This is a genomic window from Mesorhizobium sp. M2A.F.Ca.ET.043.02.1.1, assembly GCF_003952405.1.
Taxonomy (GTDB): domain Bacteria; phylum Pseudomonadota; class Alphaproteobacteria; order Rhizobiales; family Rhizobiaceae; genus Mesorhizobium.
This window is the reverse complement of record NZ_CP034445.1, coordinates 6464231-6484041: the sequence shown is the minus strand read 5'-3', so window position 1 is coordinate 6484041 and position 19811 is coordinate 6464231. Positions and strand designations below refer to the sequence as shown.

Sequence of the window (19811 nt, the reverse complement as noted above, 5' to 3'; positions counted from 1 at the left end):
GCCGCACTCCTCCGAACGCAGACTCGAAAACGCAGCCAACAAAGCAAAAAATGACAGAAATGACGGCCGAAAGGCACCGCGACGATGGGATTATGACTTTGGTATTAGGTGCGGTGCGGGAGCGGCGCAGTGCCGGGAGCGGTTCATTTCCAGCGTTAGGCAACCAATCCGACGCACATCCTCTTTGAAAGGAGCGTTTTTCTCAGTATCCACGTGAAGCGTACGCCGTAGCCTTAACGATCGAGCGCCAACGTCTCGTCGTTGATTATCCCAAGACGGGCTTCAATCATTGCTATCTCGTCGGGCGAGGCGGCACCAGACGCCTCTATCTCCATGAAGAGTTGCTCGAAGCCGCCCGGCGTTACTATTGCGAACATCTGCCCGGGCTCGTCGCCAATGTTGCGCCAGCTGTGACGCACGTAAGGGGGCAGAACGACGACAGTGCCTGGAGGGGCATCGAATTCTTCGTCACCGCACTGGAAACGATACGTCCCGCAAACCACCCTAAAAACCTCTGTCTCGCGGGTGTGAGTGTGAGGGGTCGGGTCTTTCCCAGGAAGAGTGAAAGTTTCCCACATTCCGAATGCGCCGTTGGTCTCGGCGGCAGTGGCATGGACGACTACCTTCGCACCATGTGGCGCTTTGGCGAGGCGCTCGCTGCCCGGCGTGGAGATAACTGCTTTCTGAAAGTCCGACATGACCGCCCCCACTGGTTGAGTGGGGAACAATAGCATGAGATCGATTGCTGGTTCAGCCATTGGTGGCAGAGCAGCATTCCGCACGAAAAACCCCTGCGCCCATTTCTTGGCTTCTAGGCCTTCAGTGCCTCGAGCAGGCTGACCGCCGCCATCATGTCGCGTTTGCGGGCCGAGCGGCGCGCGACTGCCTCGGCGTCCTGGCCCCAGTGCTCGATCTGCCAGTCCTCGTCGACATGGGCCGCTGCCCAAGCTTCCTCGGCGTCCAACTCGCCGAAATCCACGGCCAGCGCCAGCAGCGCCGAGCCGGTCAGCGCTGTCATGACATGGATGGCGGCCAGCCGCATCGGCTCCGAGCGTTGGCCAAGATGCGCGCCAAGGATGGCGATGGCTTCGCGCGGCTGCTCGACATGGATGACGCCTTCGGCAAGATTGAAGCGCGCGCCGAGGCTGCCGCGTGCCCAGTCCAGCACCGGATCCCACAGCTTGTTCTGACGATCGACCAGGCCTTGCGGACCGTCGGCGCGGTAGCAAAGCAGATCGGACGAAGCGAAGCGCAGCACATCCTCCAGCACCGCCTGCGGATCGGAGGCGACACCGTCTATGGCGGTGTTGACGAGGCGCATGACTGGCATCGTCACGGGATCGATGACTTCGCCCTGGGCGCTGAATTCGCCCGCCACAAGTGCTGCGGCCTTTTCGGTTGGCAGCACCATCACGGCCTTGCCCGGCGTGCGCACCGGACGGCCGTCGAGATGAACGGCAAAGCCGTTTTCCACCGGGACAACCGAAACCGCCTTGTAGAAACGCTTCGGCAGCGGCGTCTTCATCTGGATCTGGGCGCGGCGCACGGGATCTGGATCGGAAAGCAGTTTTCCGGCTTCGAGGTCTTCGAGGATGTCGCGCATGTCGAGCTCCCTAAACTGTTGGCTGCCTGCGCGCCGGCCGGTTGACGATGATGAGACCGGCGGCGATCAGGGCCAGAGCCAGGAATATCCTGGTCGTCGGCGCTTCACCAAGGACCACCGCGCCGCACAAGACGCCGAACACCGGCGACAGGAAGGCGAAGCTCGACAGACCGGACGCGGGGTAGCGCCGAAGCAGCCAGAACCACAATACATAGGTGAAGGCGACGATATAGAAAGACTGGAAGAGCAGCGCCAGCGTCGGCAAGGTTGCAACCGCGCGAATGGGCGGGCCGGCCAAGGGCATCACCAGGACACCGACTATCGCCGCGCCGGCCAGTTGGTAGAGCAGCAGTTTCTCGGCGCTGGTCGCGACCAGTTTCGAGCGCTTGATGACGATGCTGGTCGCCGCCCACAGGACGCCGGAACCAAGGCTGAGCAGATCGCCCAGAAGGGTCGTGTCGCTGCCCGCGACAATGCCGTCCGAGAACACGGCCACCAGGCCGCAGAAGGCCAGGACAAGCCCACCGAGCTTGCGCGCGTTGATGCGCTCGCCGAGCAGGAAATGACCGCCGATCAGCACCCAGAATGGCATGGTGTTGACCAGCAGCGTGTTGCGGGCGACGGTCGTGTATTCGAGGCCGATATAGAGGCACAGGAACTCGATGCCGAAAAGCACGCCGACGACGACGCCGGCGGCCAGCGTTCCATCCGCTTCGAACAGCTTGATGCCGCGCAGCCGGCACCAGCCAAGCACGCAGGCTCCCCCGATGAGCGAACGGGCGATCGAGACGAAGACGGGGTCGTAGCCTGCGTAGGAGATCTTGGCCGCGACGTAGTTCAGGCCCCACGAGAAGGTCAGCCCGACCATGATGGCCGCTGCCGCCATGTCGACCGCGTCGCGGCGATCCAGTGCGGGCGCAACGGTCAATCTAGTCCTCCGCGCTCTGTTCGTCGAAGCCGAGCAGGTTCCAGCTCTGGCGCATATGGGGCGGCATCGGCGCCGTCACATCGATGACGCCCTGGTCCGGATGCGGGATGACGATGCGGCGGGCGTGCAGATGCAGGCGGTTCTGGATGCCCCCCGGGAATTCCCAGTTGGTATCGGCCTCGAAATATTTCGGGTCGCCGATGATCGGGCAGCCGATATGGGCGGCGTGGACGCGAAGCTGGTGCGTGCGGCCGGTATAGGGCTCCATCTCCAGCCAGGACAGCGACTGCGCCGCCTGCTCGACGACGCGATAGTAGGAAACGGCATGGTCGGCGCCCTTCTCGCCATGCTTGGCGATGCGCACGCGGTCACCATCCGGTGTCGCCTCCTTGACCAGCCAGGTCGAGATCTTATCCTCGCGCTTCGGCGGCACGCCCTTGACCAGCGCCCAGTAAGTTTTCTTGGTCTCTCGCGCCCGGAATGCTTCCGAGAGCTTCATTGCGGCAAGACGCGTGCGGGCAACCACCAGCACGCCGGAGGTGTCGCGGTCGAGGCGGTGGACGAGGCGCGGCTTCTCGCCCTTCTGGTTGCGCCAGGCCTCCAGCATGTCGTCGACATTGCGGGTGACGCCCGAGCCGCCCTGCACCGCAAGGCCGGCCGGCTTGTTGAAGACGAAGACCTTCGGGTCCTCGTGCAGAAGCATCTTGGCGAGCACGTCGGCATCGCCCTGGTTGCGGATCGAGTGGCCGGTAAGCGGCGCATCGCCTTTCTTGTCGATGTCGAGCGGCGGGATACGCACCGTCTGGCCAGGCTCTACGCGCGTGTCCGCCTTCGCCCTGCCGCCGTCGATGCGGATCTGGCCCGAGCGCAACAGCTTCTGCAGGTGGCCAAAGCCTAGGCCCGGATAATGGACCTTGAACCAACGGTCGAGCCGCATGCCCGCCTCGCCGGCCTCCACCGTGATCTGTTCTACACCTGCCATGGATACGCTTTTCCGTTTGAAAGCGGCGCCATAGCACTAAGGCGAACAGGTTGCGAGCCAAAGACCCAACAAAGCGCGACGATTACCCCAATCGCGGCCGATGGCGGGCTGGTCTGCTCGCTCAGTCGGCGGAAGATGACGGCGATACCGCGCAGACCGTCGAGCGCGTCAGGAAGCGCTTCTCGCGGCCATTGTCGAGCGAGAACATGCCGCCCTGCCCTTCACCACGTCGATGATCAGGTCGGTGTGCTTCCAAACTTCATATTGCGAGGCGCTGATATAGACCGGCATGTCGCCGATCTCGCCGAGCATCACGTCATTGTCGCCGATCATGAACTCGCCGCGCGCATAGCACATCGGCGAGGATCCGTCGCAGCAGCCGCCGGACTGGTGAAAGAGCACCGGCCCGTGGTCGGCGATGATCTCGGCCAGCAGCGTCTTGGCCGCCGCCGTGGCCGAGACTTTGCCCAATGAAGCCCTGTCCATGGCAATCCTCCTATGTTGAAGGGAGGGCACCGTCCGCGGCGCCCTCCCTTCCCCCTTCGCCCTGGGAGGATCAGAAGAAGCCGAGCTTCTTCGGGCTGTAGCTGACCAGCATGTTCTTGGTCTGCTGGTAGTGGTCGAGCATCATCTTGTGCGTCTCGCGGCCGATGCCGGACTGCTTATAGCCGCCGAAGGCGGCATGCGCCGGATAGGCGTGATAGCAGTTGGTCCAGACGCGGCCTGCCTGGATCGCGCGGCCGAAGCGGTAGCAGCGGTTCGCGTCGCGGCTCCAGATGCCGGCGCCGAGGCCGTACAGCGTGTCGTTGGCGATCGACAGCGCCTCGTCATCGTCCTTGAAGGTCGTCACCGACACCACCGGCCCGAAGATTTCTTCCTGGAAGATTCGCATCTTGTTGTGACCCTTGAAGACCGTCGGCTTCACGTAGTAGCCGCCGGCAAGGTCGCCCGGCAGGTGGTTCTGCTCGCCGCCGGTCAGCACCTGGGCTCCCTCCTGGCGACCGATATCGAAGTAGGAGAGGATCTTTTCCAACTGCTCGCTCGAAGCCTGCGCGCCGATCATGGTGGCCGGATCGAGCGGATCGCCCTGCACGATCGCTTCGACGCGCTTCAGCGCGCGCTCCATGAACTTGTCGTAGATCTTCTCATGTACCAGCGCGCGGCTCGGGCACGTGCAGACCTCGCCCTGGTTGAGCGCGAACATGACGAAGCCCTCGATCGCCTTGTCGAAGAAGTCGTCATCCTCGGCAACGACATCCTGGAAGAAGATGTTGGGCGACTTGCCGCCGAGTTCCAGCGTCACCGGGATGAGGTTCTGCGAGGCATACTGCATGATCAGGCGGCCGGTCGTCGTCTCGCCGGTGAAGGCGATCTTGGCGATGCGGTTCGACGATGCCAGCGGCTTGCCGGCCTCGAGGCCGAAGCCGTTGACGATGTTGAGCACGCCTTCCGGCAGAAGGTCACCGATAAGGTCGGCCCACAGCATGATGGTGGCGGGCGTCTGCTCGGCCGGCTTCAGCACCACGCAATTGCCGGCGGCGAGCGCGGGCGCCAGCTTCCAGCAGGCCATCAGCAACGGGAAGTTCCAGGGGATGATCTGGCCGACGACACCCAGCGGCTCATGGAAATGATAGGCGACCGTGTCATGGTCGATCTCGGAAAGGCTGCCCTCCTGGCTGCGAAGGACGCCGGCGAAATAGCGGAAGTGGTCGATGGCCAGAGGCAGGTCCGCCGCCGTCGTCTCGCGGATCGGCTTGCCGTTGTCCCACGTTTCGGCGAGCGCCAGCAGGTCGAGATTGTCTTCCATGCGGTCCGCAATGCGATTGAGGATCAAGGCGCGGGCCGCCGGACTGGTCTTGCCCCAGGCATCCTTGGCCTTGTGCGCGGCGTCGAGCGCGGCTTCGACGTCCTGTGCGTCGGACCTTGCGATCTCGCAAAGCGGCCGGCCGGTCACCGACGAGATGTTGTCGAAGTATCTTCCGGCATGCGGGGCGACCCAGCGGCCACCGATGAAGTTGTCATAGCGCTTGGCGAAGGGGACCTTGGCCGCGCGTGAGAACTCAACCTTGTTCATTGTCTGCCTCCCAGCAAAAACGGCGTCACGGAATGTGGCGCGTCGCTGGAAACACTTGCCGACGCTCTTCGGCCTGTCATCCCCAGGGAAACGGATCGCGGCCGCCGAGTGTCGCAGAACTGCGACAGGTCAGGTTGCGTAAATCAATGCGGCCGGCGGATGCTGAAACGGGCGAGCTTGCGATGCAGCGTCGCGCGCGAGATGCCGAGGCTCTGCGCCGCTGCCGAGACATTGCCGCCGGTGCGCGCCATCGCGCGCTGCAGCACGCTGCGCTCGGCATCGTCGAGGTCCTCCCGGGCCCTGGCCGCGTCCCCGAGGATGTCCGCGGCGAGCAGGCCCTTGGCCAGGCCTTCCGACGTTATGCCGAGAGCAAGCCGCGCCGAGCGTGTCGCGCCGATCACAAGGTCGTCGGCGTCGACGGCGATCAGCGCGCCGGCGCTGCGCTCGGCAACCGGCGCAAGCAGGATGCGGGCATTGGAATAAACCATACGGAAATTCTCGGCCTCGATACGGCGCGCGGCGTCGCCAACCGCGACCGAGATAAGCTGGACGAAGCCTTCCGTGAGGTCAGAGCGGCAGGACGATACGTCGAGCGCGGCCGCCAGGTTGCCTTCATGGTCAAAGACGGGAGCCGTGGTGCAGCTCATGAGCGTGTTGCGCGAAAGGAAATGCTGGTCGCGATGGATGGTGAGCGGCCGCTGATCGGCGAGACAGGTGCCGATGCCGTTGGTTCCCTCACTGTCTTCGCTCCAGACCGTGCCGGTCCACAGGCCCCATTCGTCGAAGGTCTCGTCGTCGGCGACCGCGCCGCGGCGCTCGACAGGGATGCCGTCGCGGTCGGCCAGCATCACGCAGCAACCGACACCGCCGACCGCCTGATAGAGCCGGTTGAGGCTTCCTTCGGCCGCGCGAATCATCCGCTCCATGCGCTGCCGGGCCTGCCGCAATTCGGCTTCGGTCAGCCGCCTTGGGGCCTTGCGCTCGGCCGGATCGAGGTGGTGCAATTGAAGGGAACGCCGCCACGAGGCGACCAATGCGGAATGGGCCGCGTCGCTTCTGGCGATCGAAGCCTGGACGAAATCCGCATGACCGGCTGCTTGCCGCCCGCTCAAACCTACCCTCCCAGCGAGCGGACCTCCTTCCGCCCGTCGTTATATCCTTGTGGATATATCCGATGGAAGAGTTGTAACGGTTGCAGGGGATCGGCGCTATAGGACGTTGGTTTAAGAGCATCGAGGCCCGGCCGAGCAGGCCGAGCCAGGAGATTGAAGAGGCGCCAGAATCAGTTGGCGGTGGCCTTAGGCTTGGACGAGCCGATCATCTTCCAGTTCTTGTAGAAGACCGAATTGATGCGCTCCACGCTGACCGAGACGATGGCGAGAAGGCCCGCGATCAGTTTTGGGAACGGAGACGGCCTGATGATGTCGACGAAGACGCAGTAGCGGCGGCCGTCATATTCGTTGACCGAGCGGTGGAACAGCGTGTCGTCGAAGATGAACAGAGGGTTGTCGTACCAGTAGTTCTTCTTGCTGCCGCACTGGACGAAGATCTCCGCCTGCACCGGGATCAGATTGTAGAGGATGCGCAGGCTGAGGCGGAGCGGACCGAAATGCCAGGACGTGGATTCGCGCTTGCTGAAAACGGATACGGCGATCGTCTTGATGTATTTGTAGTCCTTGTTGAATTCGGGAACGTTGTCGATCTTGTGCTTGCCGTACCACTGGTAGACGTACATGCCGCGCCGGCCGGCGCCGAAATTTGCGTCTATGTCGGCGATGATATCGTCCTTGCGGGCCTTGAAGACACCCAGGACCTCGTTGATCTCGCGCTGATAGTCCTCGGGGAACTGCTCGGGCTTCCAGACGCCGGGATTGCGATAGCAGAGAAGGTCAACAATCAGGTTGAACGGCGACAGCAGCCAGGTGAACAGGCCGTTGCCGAGGAAGTAGCGTTCGAACAGGTTCCTGTTCTTCTGATCGTTGCGCATGACGTCGATCAGGCCGCAGACGACCCAGATCGCGGTCAGGATCGGGATGAAGTAGAAGGCGAGCGCGAGAACCACGACCGCGATGGCGGCCTTGCGGAGCGACTTGAGAGTTTTCTTGTTCATTGCCATTCGCGCGGGAAGGCGCGATCCTGTTCCATGGGACAAAATCACGGCGACCCCCGCCAGCCGTGCGTCTTGATAGGATTTTTGTTTCCCGGCACAATGCCGTCGCGTGGGCTCGAGCGGTCTGTCGGCGCAAATATTTGAGCGAGCTACTCCACTCCAGATCCATGTCCAGACCGGCCGCGCAACTCAGCCGTTCCGTTCGCTGCGCAGCTTCGCCCAGTATTCCAGCCGCTTGCGGATGTCGCGCTCGAACCCGCGTTCCGGCGGATCGTAGAAAGTGTGCCGGCCCATCTTCTCCGGAAAATAGTCCTGGCCTGAAAACGCATCCGGCTCGTCGTGGTCGTAGCGATAGCCGGCGCCGTAGTCCTCCTGCTTCATCAGCTTGGTCGGGGCATTGAGGATGTGCTTGGGCGGCAGCAGCGAGCCGAACTCCTTGGCCGCCGCGGTCGCCGCCTTGAAGGCGGTGTAGATAGCGTTCGATTTCGGCGCGGTGGCGAGATAGACGGTGGCTTGAGCGAAGGCGAGCTCGCCCTCAGGCGAGCCAAGATAGTCATAGGCGTCCTTGGCCGCGTTGGCGACGACAAGCGCCTGCGGATCGGCGAGCCCGATATCCTCCACCGCCATGCGCACCAGCCGGCGGCCGAGATAGAGCGGATCCTCGCCGGCGTCGAACATGCGGGCAAGATAGTAGAGCGCCGCGTCCGGATCGGAGCCCCGCACCGACTTATGCAGCGCCGAGATCAGATTGTAATGGCCGTCCTGGCCCTTGTCGTAGATCGGGGCGCGGCGCTGGATGACACGCTGCAGGCCTTCAGGACCGAAGACCTCGCCTTTCTTGGCGGCGCGCCAGACTTCCTCGGCCAGCGTCAGCGAGGCGCGGCCGTCGCCGTCCGCCATGCGGATCAGCATCGCGCGCGCCTCGTCGTCGAGCGGCAGCGCCCTGCCCTCGGTTTCTTCCGCTCGCGCCAGAAGCTTGGCGATGCTTTCCTCGCTCAGCGAACGGAACACCAGCACGCGCGCTCGCGACAGAAGCGCTGCGTTCAGCTCGAAGGACGGGTTCTCCGTGGTGGCGCCGACGAGCACCACGGTGCCGTCTTCCATCACCGGAAGGAAGCCGTCCTGCTGGGCGCGGTTGAAACGATGGATCTCGTCGACGAAGAGCAGCGTCTGGCGGCCGTTGGCGCGCCTGAGTTTCGCCGCCTCGAACACCTTCTTGAGGTCCGCGACGCCGGAAAACACCGCCGAGATCTGCTCGAAGGCGAGATCGGTCTCGCCTGCCAGCAGCCGCGCCACCGTCGTCTTGCCGGTGCCGGGCGGACCCCAGAAGATCATGGAGCCCAGCGAACCGGATTCGATCAGCCTGGTCAGCGCGCCGTCGGGGCCGGTCAGATGCTCCTGGCCGACGACCTCGCCGAGGTTTTTGGGGCGCAGCCGGTCGGCCAGCGGCCGCCCGGGCGGCGCTTTCTCCGGCTCATCGGAACTGAACAGATCGGCCATGCAAGTCTTTTGGTTGAAACGCGATCCCGCTCATCTGAGAGCATGATCTTGTCCAAACACCGGTTCTCGCTTTTTGCCAAGCGGAGCTTCGGTTCGGGATCATGCCTTAAATGGGCAGACCGCCTCAATAACGCAACACCTGGCGCAGTATCTGCCCGCCGCGCTCGACGGTAAAGCGCCACCAGCGCGTGTCCTGCTGAGCAATTTGCGCCAGCGTCGCCGCGGTGTCGATGCTGGTGCCGTTCACCTCGCGCACGATATCGCCGGGCTGGAAGCCGAAATCGGCGGCCGGCGAATCGCGACTGATATCGATGACGGTGACACCCTTGAGGTCGGTGCGAAGGCCAAGCCGCTGGGCAAGCCTGGGCGACAGCTCGGCGACCTTGGCGCCGGCGAAGGGACTGCGGCCGCGCAAGGTGACCTCGCTGGGCTTGGCGCCTTCCGGCGCGCGCTCCAGCGGGATTTCCAGCGTCGCCTGCTGGCCCTTGCTCAGCACGACGAAGGTCGCCTTGGTGCCGATCGACAGCGTCGCCATGCGATAGTCGAGCGCCTCGATGCTTTCGACCGGCGTGTTGTTGAGCGACAGGATGACGTCGCCCGGCTTCAGGCCGGCCTTGCCGGCGGGGCCGGAGCCCTCGACCGATGAAACCAATGCGCCGGTCGGCTTCTCCATGCCGAGCGATTCGGCGATCTGCGGCGTCACCAGTTCGAATTCAGCGCCGATATAGGGCCGCTCGAAGAAGTCGAGCCCGGCCTTGGCGGCGTCGGCAAAGGCGCGCACCATATTCGAGGGAATGGCGAAGCCGATGCCGATCGAGCCGCCGCTGCGGCTGTAGATGGCCGTGTTGATGCCGACCAGCTGGCCGCCCATGTTGATCAGCGCGCCGCCGGAATTGCCGGGATTGATGGCCGCATCGGTCTGGATGAAATAACCCGAATCCGAAACGCCGATATGGCTGCGGGCAAGCGCCGAGACAATGCCGCTGGTGGTGGTCTGGCCGACGCCGAACGGGTTGCCGATGGCGAGTACCAGGTCGCCGACCTCGAGCGCGTCGGAATCGCCGATCGCGATCACCGGAAACGGCTTGTCGGCTGAAATCTTGAGCACGGCAAGATCGAGCGTCTCGTCCTTGAGCATAACCTTGGAGGTGAACTCGCGCCCGTCGGCTGTCGCGACCTTCACCTCATCGGCATCCTTGATGACGTGGAAGTTGGTCACGATGACGCCGCTTGGATCGACCAGCACGCCCGAGCCCAGCGAGGACTGCGCGCGCGGCTGAGCGCGGCCGAAGAACTCCTCGAAGAAGGGATCGCCCTCGAAAGGTGACGTCACCTTGGCGGTCTGCGAGGCATAGACATTGACCACCGCAGGTGCGGTCTGCTTGACCAGCGGCGCGAAGGAGAGCTGCACCTCCTCGCGGCCGAACGGCACCCGCTTGTCGGGGCCGGACGTGCCATTCTCGCCCTCGACGCCATGCAACAGGTCGGTCAGCACGTCGGAGAGGCCCGGATCCGCCGGCTTGGCGGCATCCTCGGCAAAAGCCTGTCTTGCGGCCGGTGCCACGGCGAAGACGGCCAGCGCGGCAACAAGAAACAGTCGTTTGAGGTGCATTTTCGAATCCCTCCAGATCGGGCGCCATTGTCCCGACGATTGTGCAGAATGAAAGGCTAAGGCGATGAAATCGAATTATTTTCAGCCAGTAACCGGCTATAGCTGTATCCGCAATCTGGTACTGTTGTCCGTTTCATGAAAAAGCAGCTCGCTTCCTTCCGCGATTTCCTGGCGACCGGTGTCTTGGGACCGGTGTCGCCCGACATGAGGCTTATCGAGATAGCACAGGCGCTCGGGTCACCCGACGGATGGAATATCAGCGACGGTGACCCGATTCCGGTCTACTGGTTCTTCGGCAACCTGGAGATTTCCTTCGACAGCATCGCACCCCACTCGATGAATTGGTTTCAGATCGAAGGGGCATCGCAACTCGAGGGTGAATTTGAACCTTTGACCAAACAGCTGAAGGTGTCGCTAGATGGATTCAGCGGCGCAACGAGGCCGTCCGAATTCCTTGCAGCAGGCCTGTGGGATCCCACGCAGGCTTCCGTCTACTACGCGGCGCTAAGCGACGACATCCTGCTGAACGTTTGTGCCGGCGGCATCCGGATTCATTTCCAGGTCGACACGTCTTTCATCGGCAATCGCGACGTGATTGAATTTTTGAACAGTTCGACCGTGCTGCAACTTGTCCGGAATATCGACTCTCGAACCAAGGTTGACAGCATCTACTCCTATCCGCGGAAGGCCACCGAAGAGCTGCCCGGGGTGTTCAATTGGCAGTGCCTGGCTGGCCAGGACTACCTGAACCTGGTTCGATAGGTTGCAGGCAAAAGTACAAAGGGGCCCGAAGGCCCCTTGAACGCTTTCTCGGAGTATCCGTGCCTCAGGCGGCCGCGGCTTCCTCATTAGCGCCCTCGGCCTCGAGGCGGGCGCGGTCGGCGGCGCCCTTGGCCGAGGTGTCGCGGTCGACGAATTCGATGACCGCCATGGCAGCGTTGTCGCCCTTGCGGAAGCCTGCCTTCATGATGCGCAGGTAGCCGCCGTTGCGGGTGGCGTAGCGCGGGGCGAGGGTCTCGAACAGGCGCTTGACGACGCCTTCATTGCCGATCTGCGCGATCACCTGGCGGCGGGCGTGCAGGTCGCCGCGCTTGCCGAGCGTGACGAGCTTCTCGACGATCGGACGCAGGTCCTTCGCCTTCGGCAGGGTGGTGACGATCTGCTCGTGCTCGATCAGAGACACGGCGAGGTTGGCGAACATCGACTTACGATGGCTGATGCTGCGGGCGAAACGACGGCCTTTGAAACCGTGGCGCATGGCTCTTTTCCTTCTTCAGTTGTTCAAGAGGCCACGGCCTCTGATGGTTTTCCGCATGACCGTCGGATCGAGCGGCTCGCGCCGCCGATCCTTGGAATTCATGCTCAATATTGGTCTTCGTAACGCTTTGCGAGGTCTTCGATGTTTTCCGGCGGCCAGTCCGGCACTTCCATGCCGAGATGGAGGCCCATGGCCGCCAGCACTTCCTTGATCTCGTTCAGCGACTTGCGGCCGAAGTTCGGGGTGCGCAGCATCTCGGCTTCGGTCTTCTGGATCAGGTCGCCGATATAGACGATGTTGTCGTTCTTCAGGCAGTTGGCCGAACGCACCGAAAGTTCGAGTTCGTCGACCTTCTTGAGCAGCGCCGGGTTGAAGGCGAGCTCGGTGACGGCTTCGGTCGCGACTTCCTTCTGCGGCTCGTCGAAGTTGACGAACAGCGCGAGCTGGTCCTGCAGGATGCGGGCGGCGAAGGCGACCGCGTCCTCGCCCGAGATCGAGCCGTTGGTCTCGATGGTCATGGTCAGCTTGTCATAGTCGAGCACCTGGCCCTCGCGGGTGTTCTCGACCTTGTAGGAGACCTTCTTGACCGGCGAGTAGAGCGAGTCGACCGGGATCAGGCCGATCGGCGCGTCCTCGGCGCGGTTGCGCTCGGCGGGCACATAGCCCTTGCCGGTGTCGACGGTGAACTCCATGCGGATCTCGGCGCCCTCGTCCAGCGTGCAGATGACGTGGTCGGGGTTGAGGATCTCGACGTCGCCGACGGTCTGGATGTCGCCGGCGAGCACGGCGCCCGGGCCCTGCTTGCGCACGACCATGCGCTTGGGACCATCGCCTTCCATGCGGATGGCGATTTCCTTGATGTTGAGCACGATGTCGGTCACGTCCTCGCGCACGCCGGCGATGGACGAGAATTCATGCAGTACGCCGTCGATCTGCACGGCGGTGACAGCCGCGCCGCGCAGCGAAGACAGAAGCACGCGCCGCAGCGCGTTGCCCAGCGTCAGGCCAAAGCCGCGTTCGAGCGGCTCGGCCACCAGCGTGGTCAGCGTCTTCTTCTTCGACGAGAACTCGATCTTGTTCGGCTTGATCAGTTCCTGCCAGTTTTTCTGGATCATAAATGTCTTCCTTCCTTTGCCCCGCCACCATCCAATCGTGGCGGGCGACACGGAAAACCGCGGAGGAACGCCGTGGCGTTCGCGCGGCGCTTAAAATCAGACGCGGCGCTTCTTGCGCGGACGGCAGCCATTGTGCGGGATCGGCGTCACGTCGCGGATCGAGGTAATGGTGAAGCCGGCCGCCTGCAGCGCGCGAAGGGCCGATTCACGACCGGAGCCGGGTCCGCAGACCTCGACCTCGAGCATGCGCATGCCGTGTTCCTGCGCTTTCTTGGCGACGTCCTCGGCAGCCATCTGGGCGGCGAACGGGGTCGACTTGCGCGAACCCTTGAACCCTTGCGCACCGGCTGACGACCAGGCAATCGAATTGCCCTGCGCGTCGGTGATGGTGATCATGGTGTTGTTGAAGGTCGAATTGACGTGGGCAACGCCCGACGAGATGTTCTTGCGTTCGCGACGGCGAACACGAGCGGCTTCCTTGGCCATGGTAGTCCTTTCAGTTGATCTCTACACCGCCGTAATGCCAGCGGCTCCACCCTGAGAAGCGAGTAGGGAATAGTGAGTAGCGAATAGAGCCCTACTCGCTAATGACTACTCGCTATTCGCCCAATTACTTCTTCTTGCCGGCGATCGCCTTGGCCGGGCCCTTGCGGGTGCGCGCATTGGTGTGCGTGCGCTGGCCGCGGACCGGCAGCGAGCGGCGGTGACGCAGGCCGCGGTAGCAGCCGAGGTCCATGAGCCGCTTGATGTTCATCGAGACTTCGCGGCGCAGGTCGCCTTCGACCTGGTAGTCGCGGTCGATCGTCTCGCGAATCTGCAGCACTTCCGCGTCGGTCAGCTGGTTGACGCGGCGGTCCGCCGGGATGCCGACCTTGTCGACGATCTCCTGGGCAAACTTCTTGCCGATGCCGTGAATGTACTGAAGCGCAATGACGACGCGCTTGTTGGTCGGAATGTTGACGCCGGCTATACGAGCCATTTTCTGCTCTTTCTCCATGTAGGCCGGACGAGCCGGCGTTCAAGTTACCCCGCGTCCGGTGGAGGCCGGCCCTTGCGGGAGTTTCCTGGTTCAAAGCGGACGCCTTGCCCGCAAGGGCAAGCAAAGTCCATGCCTGATAGGAAGACGGGCCGCCATACCCCAACGACCCACTTCAGTCAAGCGCAATCTTCAATTGTCGCCAAGCGCAATCTTCAATTGCCGGTCCGGCTCACTTCGCCGCGGCCGCGAGCACCTTGCCGATCTCGTCGGTCACGGCATCGATACTGGCCATGCCATCGACGGTCTTGAGCTTGCCTTTGGCGTAGTAGTAGCCGGTCAGCGGCGCCGTCTTCTTGTAATATTCGCGCAGGCGTTCCTCGAACACCGCCGGGTTGTCGTCCTTACGAACAGGCTGGCCGGCGACCTTGGCATCCTCGGCGCGTTTGACGATTCGTCCGACCAGCGCCTTGTCGTCGACGACAAGCTCGATGACTGTGTCGAGCGCGATGCCGCGCTCGGCAAGCATGGCGTCGACCGCGTCCGCCTGGACCAGCGTGCGCGGATAGCCGTCGAGGATGAAGCCCTTCGCGCAATCTGGCTGATCGATGCGCTCGGCGACGATGGCATTGACGATCGCGTCCGAGACAAGCTCGCCGGCATCCATCACCGCCTTGGCACGCTTGCCGACCTCGGTTCCGGCCTGGACCGCGGCACGCAGCATGTCCCCCGTCGAGAGCTGTGGGATGCCGTGTTGTTCTACCAGTCTTTGTGCTTGCGTCCCCTTGCCCGCCCCTGGCGGCCCAAGCAATATCAGCCTCATCTGCTCCTCTTCCCCCCACGCAACTTCGACTTCTTGATCAGGCCCTCATACTGATGCGCGATCAGGTGACCCTGAATCTGCGCCACCGTGTCGAGCGTGACACTGACCACGATCAGAAGCGATGTGCCACCGAGGTAGAAAGGTACGCCAGTCGCTGAAATCAGGAACTCGGGCAGCAGACAGACCAGCACCAGGTAGATGGCGCCGATGACGGTGATACGCGTCAGAACATAGTCGATATATTCGGCGGTGCGTTCGCCTGGACGATAACCCGGGATGAAGCCGGAATGCTTCTTGAGCTGGTCGGCCGTGTCCTTCGGGTTGAAAACGATCGCCGTGTAGAAGAAGGCGAAGAAGACGATCATGCCCGCATAGAAGATCATGTAGAGCGGCTGGCCGTGGCCGAGCGAGGCGAGGATCGTGCTTGCCCAGGCCGGCAGGTTGGTCGCCTGCGAGAAGCCCGCGACGGTTGCCGGCAAAAGCAGCAGCGAGGACGCGAAGATCGGCGGGATGACGCCCGAGGTGTTGAGCTTCAGCGGCAGATGCGAGGTGTCGCCCTGGAACATGCGGTTGCCGACCTGGCGCTTCGGATACTGGATGAGCAGGCGGCGCTGCGCGCGCTCGACGAAGACGATGAGCGCGATGACGATGATGGCCAGAACGATGATCGCGAGGATGAGGCCCGTCGACAGCGCGCCGGTGCGGCCGAGCTCCAGCGTGCCGGAGATCGCCCGCGGCAGGCCGGCGACGATGCCGGAGAAGATGATCAGCGAAATGCCGTTGCCGATGCCGCGCGCGGTGATCTGCTCGCCGAGCCACATCAGGAACATCGTGCCGCCGACCAGCGTGACGACGGTCGAGATGCGGAAGAACATGCCAGGATCGTTGACGATGCCGTTGCCGCCTTCGAGGCCGATCGAAATGCCGTAGGCCTGGATCAGCGCCAGAAGCACGGTGCCGTAGCGCGTGTACTGGTTGATGATCTTGCGGCCCTGCTCGCCTTCCTTCTTCAGCGCTTCCAGCGAGGGGATGACCGAGGTCATCAGCTGCATGATGATGGAGGCGGAGATGTAGGGCATGATGCCCAGCGCAAAGATCGCCATGCGCTGCACGGCGCCGCCGGCGAACATGTTGAACATGCCGAGCACGCCCTTGCTCTGCGAGGAGAAGGCCTGGGCGAAAGCGTCGGGGTTGATGCCGGGAAGCGGGATGTAGGTGCCGAGGCGGTAGACGAGCAGCGCGCCGATGGTGAACCAGATGCGCTTCTTGAGATCCTCGGCCTTGGCGAAGGCCGCGAAATTCAGATTGGAGGCTAGTTGTTCAGCAGCCGAAGCCATGCCTGATTCTCCGCTAGAGCATGATGCCGAAAAGTGTGGAGCGGTTTTCGGACAACATCCTGCTCTACTTCATTGATTTCCGTGTCACGCTCGACGCCCCCAGCTCAGGCGGCGCGTGTCACCGAAGCTCACGAGATAAGCTCCGGACCTTAAACATGCAAGCGGCCGCGTTGACGCGGCCGCCCAATTCATCTGGTCAAAGCGCGGATCGAGGGAAAATGCGAAGTTATCCCGGTCGGCCGTGCTTCAAATCGCCGTTACTCGGCGGCGGCCGCTTCCGGCAGCTTCACCGAACCGCCGGCCTTCTCGATCTTCTCGATCGCGGCCTTGGAGGCGCCGGCGACGTCGAAGGAGAGCTTGGCCTTCAGCTCGCCGTCGGACAGCACGCGCACGCCGTCCTTGGCGCGGCGGATGACGCCGGCGGCGACCAGGGCCTCGGCCGTCACGGCCGCCTTGGCGTCGAGCTTCTTGGCGTCGATCGCCGCCTGGATCTTGGCCAACGACACGACCGCGAAGCTCTTGCCGAACAGGTTGTTGAAGCCGCGCTTCGGCAGGCGCCGGTAGAGCGGCATTTGGCCGCCCTCGAAGCCGTTGATGGCAACGCCCGAACGAGCCTTCTGGCCCTTGACGCCGCGACCGGCGGTCTTGCCCGAGCCGGAGCCGATGCCGCGACCGAGGCGCTTCCTGGAATGCGTGGCGCCGTCCTTGTCACGCAGATCGTTGAGTTTCATCATTCTTCTCCTGCGCTTCCGTTCAGGCCTCGTCCACGACGCGGACGAGGTGCTGGACGGCGGCGATCATGCCGCGCACGGAAGGGGTATCTTCCAGCGTGCGCCGCTTGTGCATCTTGTTCAGGCCGAGGCCGACCAGCGTGGCACGCTGCTCCTTCGGCCGGCGGATCGGGGAGCCGATCTGCTCGACGGTGATGGTCTTGGTAGCTTTCTTGGCCATGGTCGAAATCCCTGGTCAGCGTCGACTATTCTTCAGCCGCAACGGCGGTGCCGCGGCGGGCCTGAAGGGTCGAATACTTGATGCCGCGCGCGGCAGCCACATCCTTCGGATGCATCTGGCTCTTCAGCGCGTCGAAGGTGGCGCGAACCATGTTGTAGGGGTTCGACGAACCCATCGACTTGGCGACCACGTCATGCATGCCGAGCGTCTCGAAGACGGCGCGCATCGGACCGCCGGCGATGATGCCGGTACCCTGCTTGGCGGCGCGCAACAGAACGCGTCCGGCGCCCCAACGGCCCTCGACGTCGTGATGCAGCGTGCGGCCCGAACGCAGCGGCACGAAGATCATGTCGCGCTTGGCCGATTCGGTCGCCTTGCGGATGGCTTCCGGCACTTCGCGCGCCTTGCCGTGGCCGAAGCCGACGCGGCCCTTCTGGTCGCCGACGACGACGAGAGCGGCAAAGCCGAAACGACGGCCGCCCTTCACCACCTTGGCGACGCGGTTGATGTGGACGAGCTTGTCCACCATGCCGTCGTCACGCTCTTCGCGTTCACGCTCGCGGCCGCGGCCGCCTTCTCTACGTTCCTGTGCCATATCCTAGTCCTTGTTCTTTTCCGGAAGCACGGGTTGCTGTTTGCCGATGCCGCTTTGGGTCATCAGCGGCGAAATTAGAAGCTGAGGCCGCCTTCGCGGGCAGCTTCGGCCAGCGCCTTGACGCGGCCATGATAAATGTACGGGCCACGATCGAAGACGACTTCCTTGACGCCGGCCTTCGAAGCGCGCTCGGCGATCAGCTTGCCGACCGCAGCGGCAGCGGCAGTGTCGGCGCCGGTCTTCAGCGAACCCTTGAGGTCCTTCTCGAGCGTCGAGGCGGCGGCCAGAGTGTGGCCGGTGGCATCGTCGATGACCTGGACGTAGATGTTCTTCGAGCTACGGTGCACCGAAAGCCGCGGACGCGCGCCGGCGACCTTCTTCAGCTGGCGGCGGACGCGCTGCGCGCGGCGCTGGATGGTTTCCTTGGGGCTTGCCATGATGTCAGTTCCTTGCCTTCAGAAAACGGGGGCAACCCTGCGCGGTAGGCCAAGCCTCCCGCGGCCGCTCCCCGCGGCGTTACACTTCTCAAGCCTGGCCCCTTCCGAAAAGTCCGCAACTTTTTGCTGCGCTGACCTTCGGTTCGGGGCCAAGCCTATTACTTCTTCTTGCCTTCCTTGCGCACGATGCGCTCGTCGGCATAGCGCACGCCCTTGCCCTTGTACGGCTCCGGACCGCGATACTCGCGGATCTCGGCGGCGACCTGGCCGACCTGCTGCTTGTCGATGCCCGAGACCGTGATCTCGGTCGGCTTCGGCACCGTGATGGTGATGCCCTGCGGCGTCTCGTAGACGACGTCGTGGCTGAAGCCAAGCGCGAGTTGCAGGTTCTTGCCCTGCAACGCCGCACGATAGCCGACGCCGGTGATCTCGAGCTTCTTCTCGAAGCCGTCCTTCACGCCCTGCAGGATGTTGACGATCTGCGTGCGCGACATGCCCCACTTGGAGCGGGCGTTCTTGGTCTGGTCGCGCGGCTCGACGGAGATCTCGTTGTTCTCCATCTTGACCAGCACTTCGTCGTTCACCACGAACTTCAGCTCGCCCTTCGGGCCCTTCGCCGTCACGGTCTGGCCGTTGACGGAGGCGGTCACGCCCTGCGGCAGCGAAACGGGTTTCTTTCCGATACGAGACATTTTGTTGTCCTCGTCACTTCTTTGGTTTCAGGTTCCAGTTCCCGGGCGCGATCCCGAGAACCGAAGCCCATTCATCAATCTCTTGGCCGATCAGAAGATCTGGCAGAGGATCTCGCCGCCGACATTCTGCTCGCGCGCTTCATGGTCGGCCATGACGCCCTTTGGCGTCGAAAGGATGGCGATGCCGAGGCCGTTGGCGACCTGCGGGATCGACTTGGCCGAGACATAGACGCGGCGGCCGGGCTTCGAGACGCGCTCGATTTCGCGCACGACCGGAGCGCCGTCGAAATACTTCAGCTCGATCTCGATTTCAGACTTGCCGTTTTCGAAATCGGTCTGGCTGTAGTCGCGGATATAGCCTTCCGACTTCAGCACTTCGAGGACGCGGGCGCGCAGACGCGAGGCCGGGGTCGAGACGCTCGACTTCTTGCGGCCATAGGCGTTGCGGATGCGGGTCAGCATATCGCCGAGAGGATCGCTCAATGACATCTCAGTGTCTCCTTACCAGCTCGACTTGACCAGGCCCGGGATCTGGCCGGTGTTGCCCAGATCGCGAAGCGCGATACGCGAAAGCTTCAGCTTGCGATAGTAGGCACGCGGACGCCCCGTGACTTCGCAACGGTTGCGGATGCGGATCTTGGCCGAGTTGCGCGGCAGCGCCGACAGCTTCAACTGGGCGCGGAAACGCTCTTCCATCGGCTTGGACTGATCCATGATGATGGCCTTGAGCGCCGTGCGCTTGGCGGCGTACTGGTCGGCGAGCTTGCGGCGCCGGTTGTTCTTCTCGACTGAGCTGGTCTTTGCCATTTCAGATTTTT

General features: G+C 63.3%; 23 protein-coding genes and 1 pseudogene. 1 reads left to right on the top strand and 23 read right to left on the bottom strand.

Annotated features, from left to right (window positions below; genetic code table 11):
* Nucleotides 1-233: 233 nt before the first annotated feature.
* The 10 genes and pseudogenes from EJ068_RS31370 to EJ068_RS31325 form a co-directional block, all read right to left on the bottom strand.
* Nucleotides 234-698 (bottom strand): cupin domain-containing protein, encoded by a 465-nt coding sequence (locus tag EJ068_RS31370; RefSeq protein ID WP_127251507.1) that lies wholly within the window; start codon nucleotides 696-698, stop codon nucleotides 234-236.
* Nucleotides 699-811: 113 nt separating this feature from the next.
* Entirely contained in the window at nucleotides 812-1603 is a 792-nt protein-coding gene (locus EJ068_RS31365) for an ATP12 family chaperone protein (protein ID WP_127251508.1), read from the bottom strand.
* Between the two features lie 10 nt (nucleotides 1604-1613).
* A complete protein-coding gene (locus tag EJ068_RS31360; protein WP_127251518.1) occupies nucleotides 1614-2489 on the bottom strand; it encodes a DMT family transporter in 876 nt (291 codons plus the stop codon).
* A 43-nt stretch (nucleotides 2490-2532) separates the two neighbouring features.
* Nucleotides 2533-3513, bottom strand: a complete 981-nt coding sequence (locus tag EJ068_RS31355; protein WP_126061020.1) for an RluA family pseudouridine synthase — start codon at nucleotides 3511-3513, stop codon at nucleotides 2533-2535.
* 121 nt (nucleotides 3514-3634) lie between these two features.
* Nucleotides 3635-3999: pseudogene (locus EJ068_RS31350) on the bottom strand (DUF779 domain-containing protein).
* 70 nt (nucleotides 4000-4069) lie between these two features.
* Nucleotides 4070-5587 (bottom strand): aldehyde dehydrogenase, encoded by a 1518-nt coding sequence (gene adh / locus EJ068_RS31345; RefSeq protein WP_127251509.1) that lies wholly within the window; start codon nucleotides 5585-5587, stop codon nucleotides 4070-4072.
* A 143-nt stretch (nucleotides 5588-5730) separates the two neighbouring features.
* Nucleotides 5731-6699, bottom strand: coding sequence for a helix-turn-helix domain-containing protein (locus EJ068_RS31340; protein WP_127251510.1), 969 nt, complete (start codon nucleotides 6697-6699; stop codon nucleotides 5731-5733).
* A gap of 170 nt (nucleotides 6700-6869) precedes the next feature.
* A complete protein-coding gene (locus EJ068_RS31335; RefSeq protein WP_189439074.1) occupies nucleotides 6870-7697 on the bottom strand; it encodes an aspartyl/asparaginyl beta-hydroxylase domain-containing protein in 828 nt (275 codons plus the stop codon).
* Between the two features lie 189 nt (nucleotides 7698-7886).
* On the bottom strand, nucleotides 7887-9197 hold the full coding sequence (locus EJ068_RS31330; RefSeq protein ID WP_128298516.1) for a replication-associated recombination protein A: 1311 nt from the start codon (nucleotides 9195-9197) through the stop codon (nucleotides 7887-7889).
* 124 nt (nucleotides 9198-9321) lie between these two features.
* Nucleotides 9322-10809 carry a DegQ family serine endoprotease gene (locus EJ068_RS31325; RefSeq protein WP_127251513.1) on the bottom strand — a complete coding sequence of 496 codons (1488 nt, stop codon included), beginning with the start codon at nucleotides 10807-10809 and terminating at the stop codon, nucleotides 9322-9324.
* 135 nt (nucleotides 10810-10944) lie between these two features.
* Here EJ068_RS31325 and EJ068_RS31320 point away from each other — a divergent pair, with 135 nt between their 5' ends.
* Nucleotides 10945-11571, top strand: a complete 627-nt coding sequence (locus EJ068_RS31320; protein ID WP_127251514.1) for a hypothetical protein — start codon at nucleotides 10945-10947, stop codon at nucleotides 11569-11571.
* A gap of 64 nt (nucleotides 11572-11635) precedes the next feature.
* On the opposite strand, the gene rplQ is transcribed toward EJ068_RS31320, so the two are convergent.
* The 13 genes from rplQ to rpsN form a co-directional block, all read right to left on the bottom strand.
* A complete protein-coding gene (gene rplQ / locus EJ068_RS31315; RefSeq protein ID WP_126082799.1) occupies nucleotides 11636-12067 on the bottom strand; it encodes a 50S ribosomal protein L17 in 432 nt (143 codons plus the stop codon).
* A gap of 104 nt (nucleotides 12068-12171) precedes the next feature.
* Nucleotides 12172-13182 (bottom strand): DNA-directed RNA polymerase subunit alpha, encoded by a 1011-nt coding sequence (locus EJ068_RS31310; RefSeq protein WP_040994640.1) that lies wholly within the window; start codon nucleotides 13180-13182, stop codon nucleotides 12172-12174.
* 96 nt (nucleotides 13183-13278) lie between these two features.
* A complete protein-coding gene (gene rpsK, locus EJ068_RS31305) occupies nucleotides 13279-13668 on the bottom strand; it encodes a 30S ribosomal protein S11 (RefSeq protein WP_006205444.1) in 390 nt (129 codons plus the stop codon).
* A 124-nt stretch (nucleotides 13669-13792) separates the two neighbouring features.
* On the bottom strand, nucleotides 13793-14161 hold the full coding sequence (gene rpsM, locus EJ068_RS31300) for a 30S ribosomal protein S13 (protein WP_027170351.1): 369 nt from the start codon (nucleotides 14159-14161) through the stop codon (nucleotides 13793-13795).
* A 229-nt stretch (nucleotides 14162-14390) separates the two neighbouring features.
* Nucleotides 14391-14981, bottom strand: a complete 591-nt coding sequence (locus tag EJ068_RS31295; RefSeq protein WP_127252185.1) for an adenylate kinase — start codon at nucleotides 14979-14981, stop codon at nucleotides 14391-14393.
* A complete protein-coding gene (gene secY, locus EJ068_RS31290; protein WP_127252186.1) occupies nucleotides 14978-16318 on the bottom strand; it encodes a preprotein translocase subunit SecY in 1341 nt (446 codons plus the stop codon). Before secY ends, EJ068_RS31295 begins: the two co-directional genes overlap by 4 nt.
* A gap of 257 nt (nucleotides 16319-16575) precedes the next feature.
* Nucleotides 16576-17049 (bottom strand): 50S ribosomal protein L15, encoded by a 474-nt coding sequence (gene rplO, locus EJ068_RS31285; protein WP_126083813.1) that lies wholly within the window; start codon nucleotides 17047-17049, stop codon nucleotides 16576-16578.
* A 22-nt stretch (nucleotides 17050-17071) separates the two neighbouring features.
* On the bottom strand, nucleotides 17072-17269 hold the full coding sequence (rpmD, locus tag EJ068_RS31280; RefSeq protein WP_027170355.1) for a 50S ribosomal protein L30: 198 nt from the start codon (nucleotides 17267-17269) through the stop codon (nucleotides 17072-17074).
* A gap of 25 nt (nucleotides 17270-17294) precedes the next feature.
* Entirely contained in the window at nucleotides 17295-17864 is a 570-nt protein-coding gene (gene rpsE, locus EJ068_RS31275; RefSeq protein WP_027046810.1) for a 30S ribosomal protein S5, read from the bottom strand.
* Nucleotides 17865-17938: 74 nt separating this feature from the next.
* On the bottom strand, nucleotides 17939-18301 hold the full coding sequence (gene rplR, locus EJ068_RS31270) for a 50S ribosomal protein L18 (RefSeq protein ID WP_127252187.1): 363 nt from the start codon (nucleotides 18299-18301) through the stop codon (nucleotides 17939-17941).
* 158 nt (nucleotides 18302-18459) lie between these two features.
* A complete protein-coding gene (gene rplF, locus EJ068_RS31265; protein ID WP_095818135.1) occupies nucleotides 18460-18993 on the bottom strand; it encodes a 50S ribosomal protein L6 in 534 nt (177 codons plus the stop codon).
* Nucleotides 18994-19083: 90 nt separating this feature from the next.
* Nucleotides 19084-19482: a 30S ribosomal protein S8 gene (gene rpsH, locus EJ068_RS31260; protein ID WP_042642201.1), complete on the bottom strand. Its 399-nt coding sequence runs from the start codon at nucleotides 19480-19482 to the stop codon at nucleotides 19084-19086.
* A 12-nt stretch (nucleotides 19483-19494) separates the two neighbouring features.
* Complete coding sequence (gene rpsN, locus EJ068_RS31255; RefSeq protein WP_042642199.1) at nucleotides 19495-19800, bottom strand: 30S ribosomal protein S14; 306 nt, start codon at nucleotides 19798-19800, stop codon at nucleotides 19495-19497.
* Between the last annotated feature and the right edge of the window lie 11 nt (nucleotides 19801-19811).

Coding starts and splice junctions, on each gene's coding strand:
- EJ068_RS31295 (WP_127252185.1), bottom strand. CDS start 14,981: ATGAGGCTGATATTGCTTGGGCCGCCAGGGGCGGGCAAGGGGACGCAA.
- rplR (WP_127252187.1), bottom strand. CDS start 18,301: ATGGCAAGCCCCAAGGAAACCATCCAGCGCCGCGCGCAGCGCGTCCGC.
- rplQ (WP_126082799.1), bottom strand. CDS start 12,067: ATGCGCCACGGTTTCAAAGGCCGTCGTTTCGCCCGCAGCATCAGCCAT.
- EJ068_RS31310 (WP_040994640.1), bottom strand. CDS start 13,182: ATGATCCAGAAAAACTGGCAGGAACTGATCAAGCCGAACAAGATCGAG.
- rplO (WP_126083813.1), bottom strand. CDS start 17,049: ATGAAACTCAACGATCTGCGTGACAAGGACGGCGCCACGCATTCCAGG.
- EJ068_RS31325 (WP_127251513.1), bottom strand. CDS start 10,809: ATGCACCTCAAACGACTGTTTCTTGTTGCCGCGCTGGCCGTCTTCGCC.
- rpsN (WP_042642199.1), bottom strand. CDS start 19,800: ATGGCAAAGACCAGCTCAGTCGAGAAGAACAACCGGCGCCGCAAGCTC.
- EJ068_RS31335 (WP_189439074.1), bottom strand. CDS start 7,697: ATGAACAAGAAAACTCTCAAGTCGCTCCGCAAGGCCGCCATCGCGGTC.
- EJ068_RS31320 (WP_127251514.1), top strand. CDS start 10,945: ATGAAAAAGCAGCTCGCTTCCTTCCGCGATTTCCTGGCGACCGGTGTC.
- secY (WP_127252186.1), bottom strand. CDS start 16,318: ATGGCTTCGGCTGCTGAACAACTAGCCTCCAATCTGAATTTCGCGGCC.
- EJ068_RS31365 (WP_127251508.1), bottom strand. CDS start 1,603: ATGCGCGACATCCTCGAAGACCTCGAAGCCGGAAAACTGCTTTCCGAT.
- rpsH (WP_042642201.1), bottom strand. CDS start 19,482: ATGTCATTGAGCGATCCTCTCGGCGATATGCTGACCCGCATCCGCAAC.
- EJ068_RS31330 (WP_128298516.1), bottom strand. CDS start 9,197: ATGGCCGATCTGTTCAGTTCCGATGAGCCGGAGAAAGCGCCGCCCGGG.
- rplF (WP_095818135.1), bottom strand. CDS start 18,993: ATGTCTCGTATCGGAAAGAAACCCGTTTCGCTGCCGCAGGGCGTGACC.
- EJ068_RS31370 (WP_127251507.1), bottom strand. CDS start 698: ATGTCGGACTTTCAGAAAGCAGTTATCTCCACGCCGGGCAGCGAGCGC.
- EJ068_RS31360 (WP_127251518.1), bottom strand. CDS start 2,489: ATGGCGGCAGCGGCCATCATGGTCGGGCTGACCTTCTCGTGGGGCCTG.
- rpsE (WP_027046810.1), bottom strand. CDS start 17,864: ATGGCACAGGAACGTAGAGAAGGCGGCCGCGGCCGCGAGCGTGAACGC.
- rpmD (WP_027170355.1), bottom strand. CDS start 17,269: ATGGCCAAGAAAGCTACCAAGACCATCACCGTCGAGCAGATCGGCTCC.
- adh (WP_127251509.1), bottom strand. CDS start 5,587: ATGAACAAGGTTGAGTTCTCACGCGCGGCCAAGGTCCCCTTCGCCAAG.
- rpsK (WP_006205444.1), bottom strand. CDS start 13,668: ATGGCCAAGGAAGCCGCTCGTGTTCGCCGTCGCGAACGCAAGAACATC.
- EJ068_RS31355 (WP_126061020.1), bottom strand. CDS start 3,513: ATGGCAGGTGTAGAACAGATCACGGTGGAGGCCGGCGAGGCGGGCATG.
- rpsM (WP_027170351.1), bottom strand. CDS start 14,161: ATGGCTCGTATAGCCGGCGTCAACATTCCGACCAACAAGCGCGTCGTC.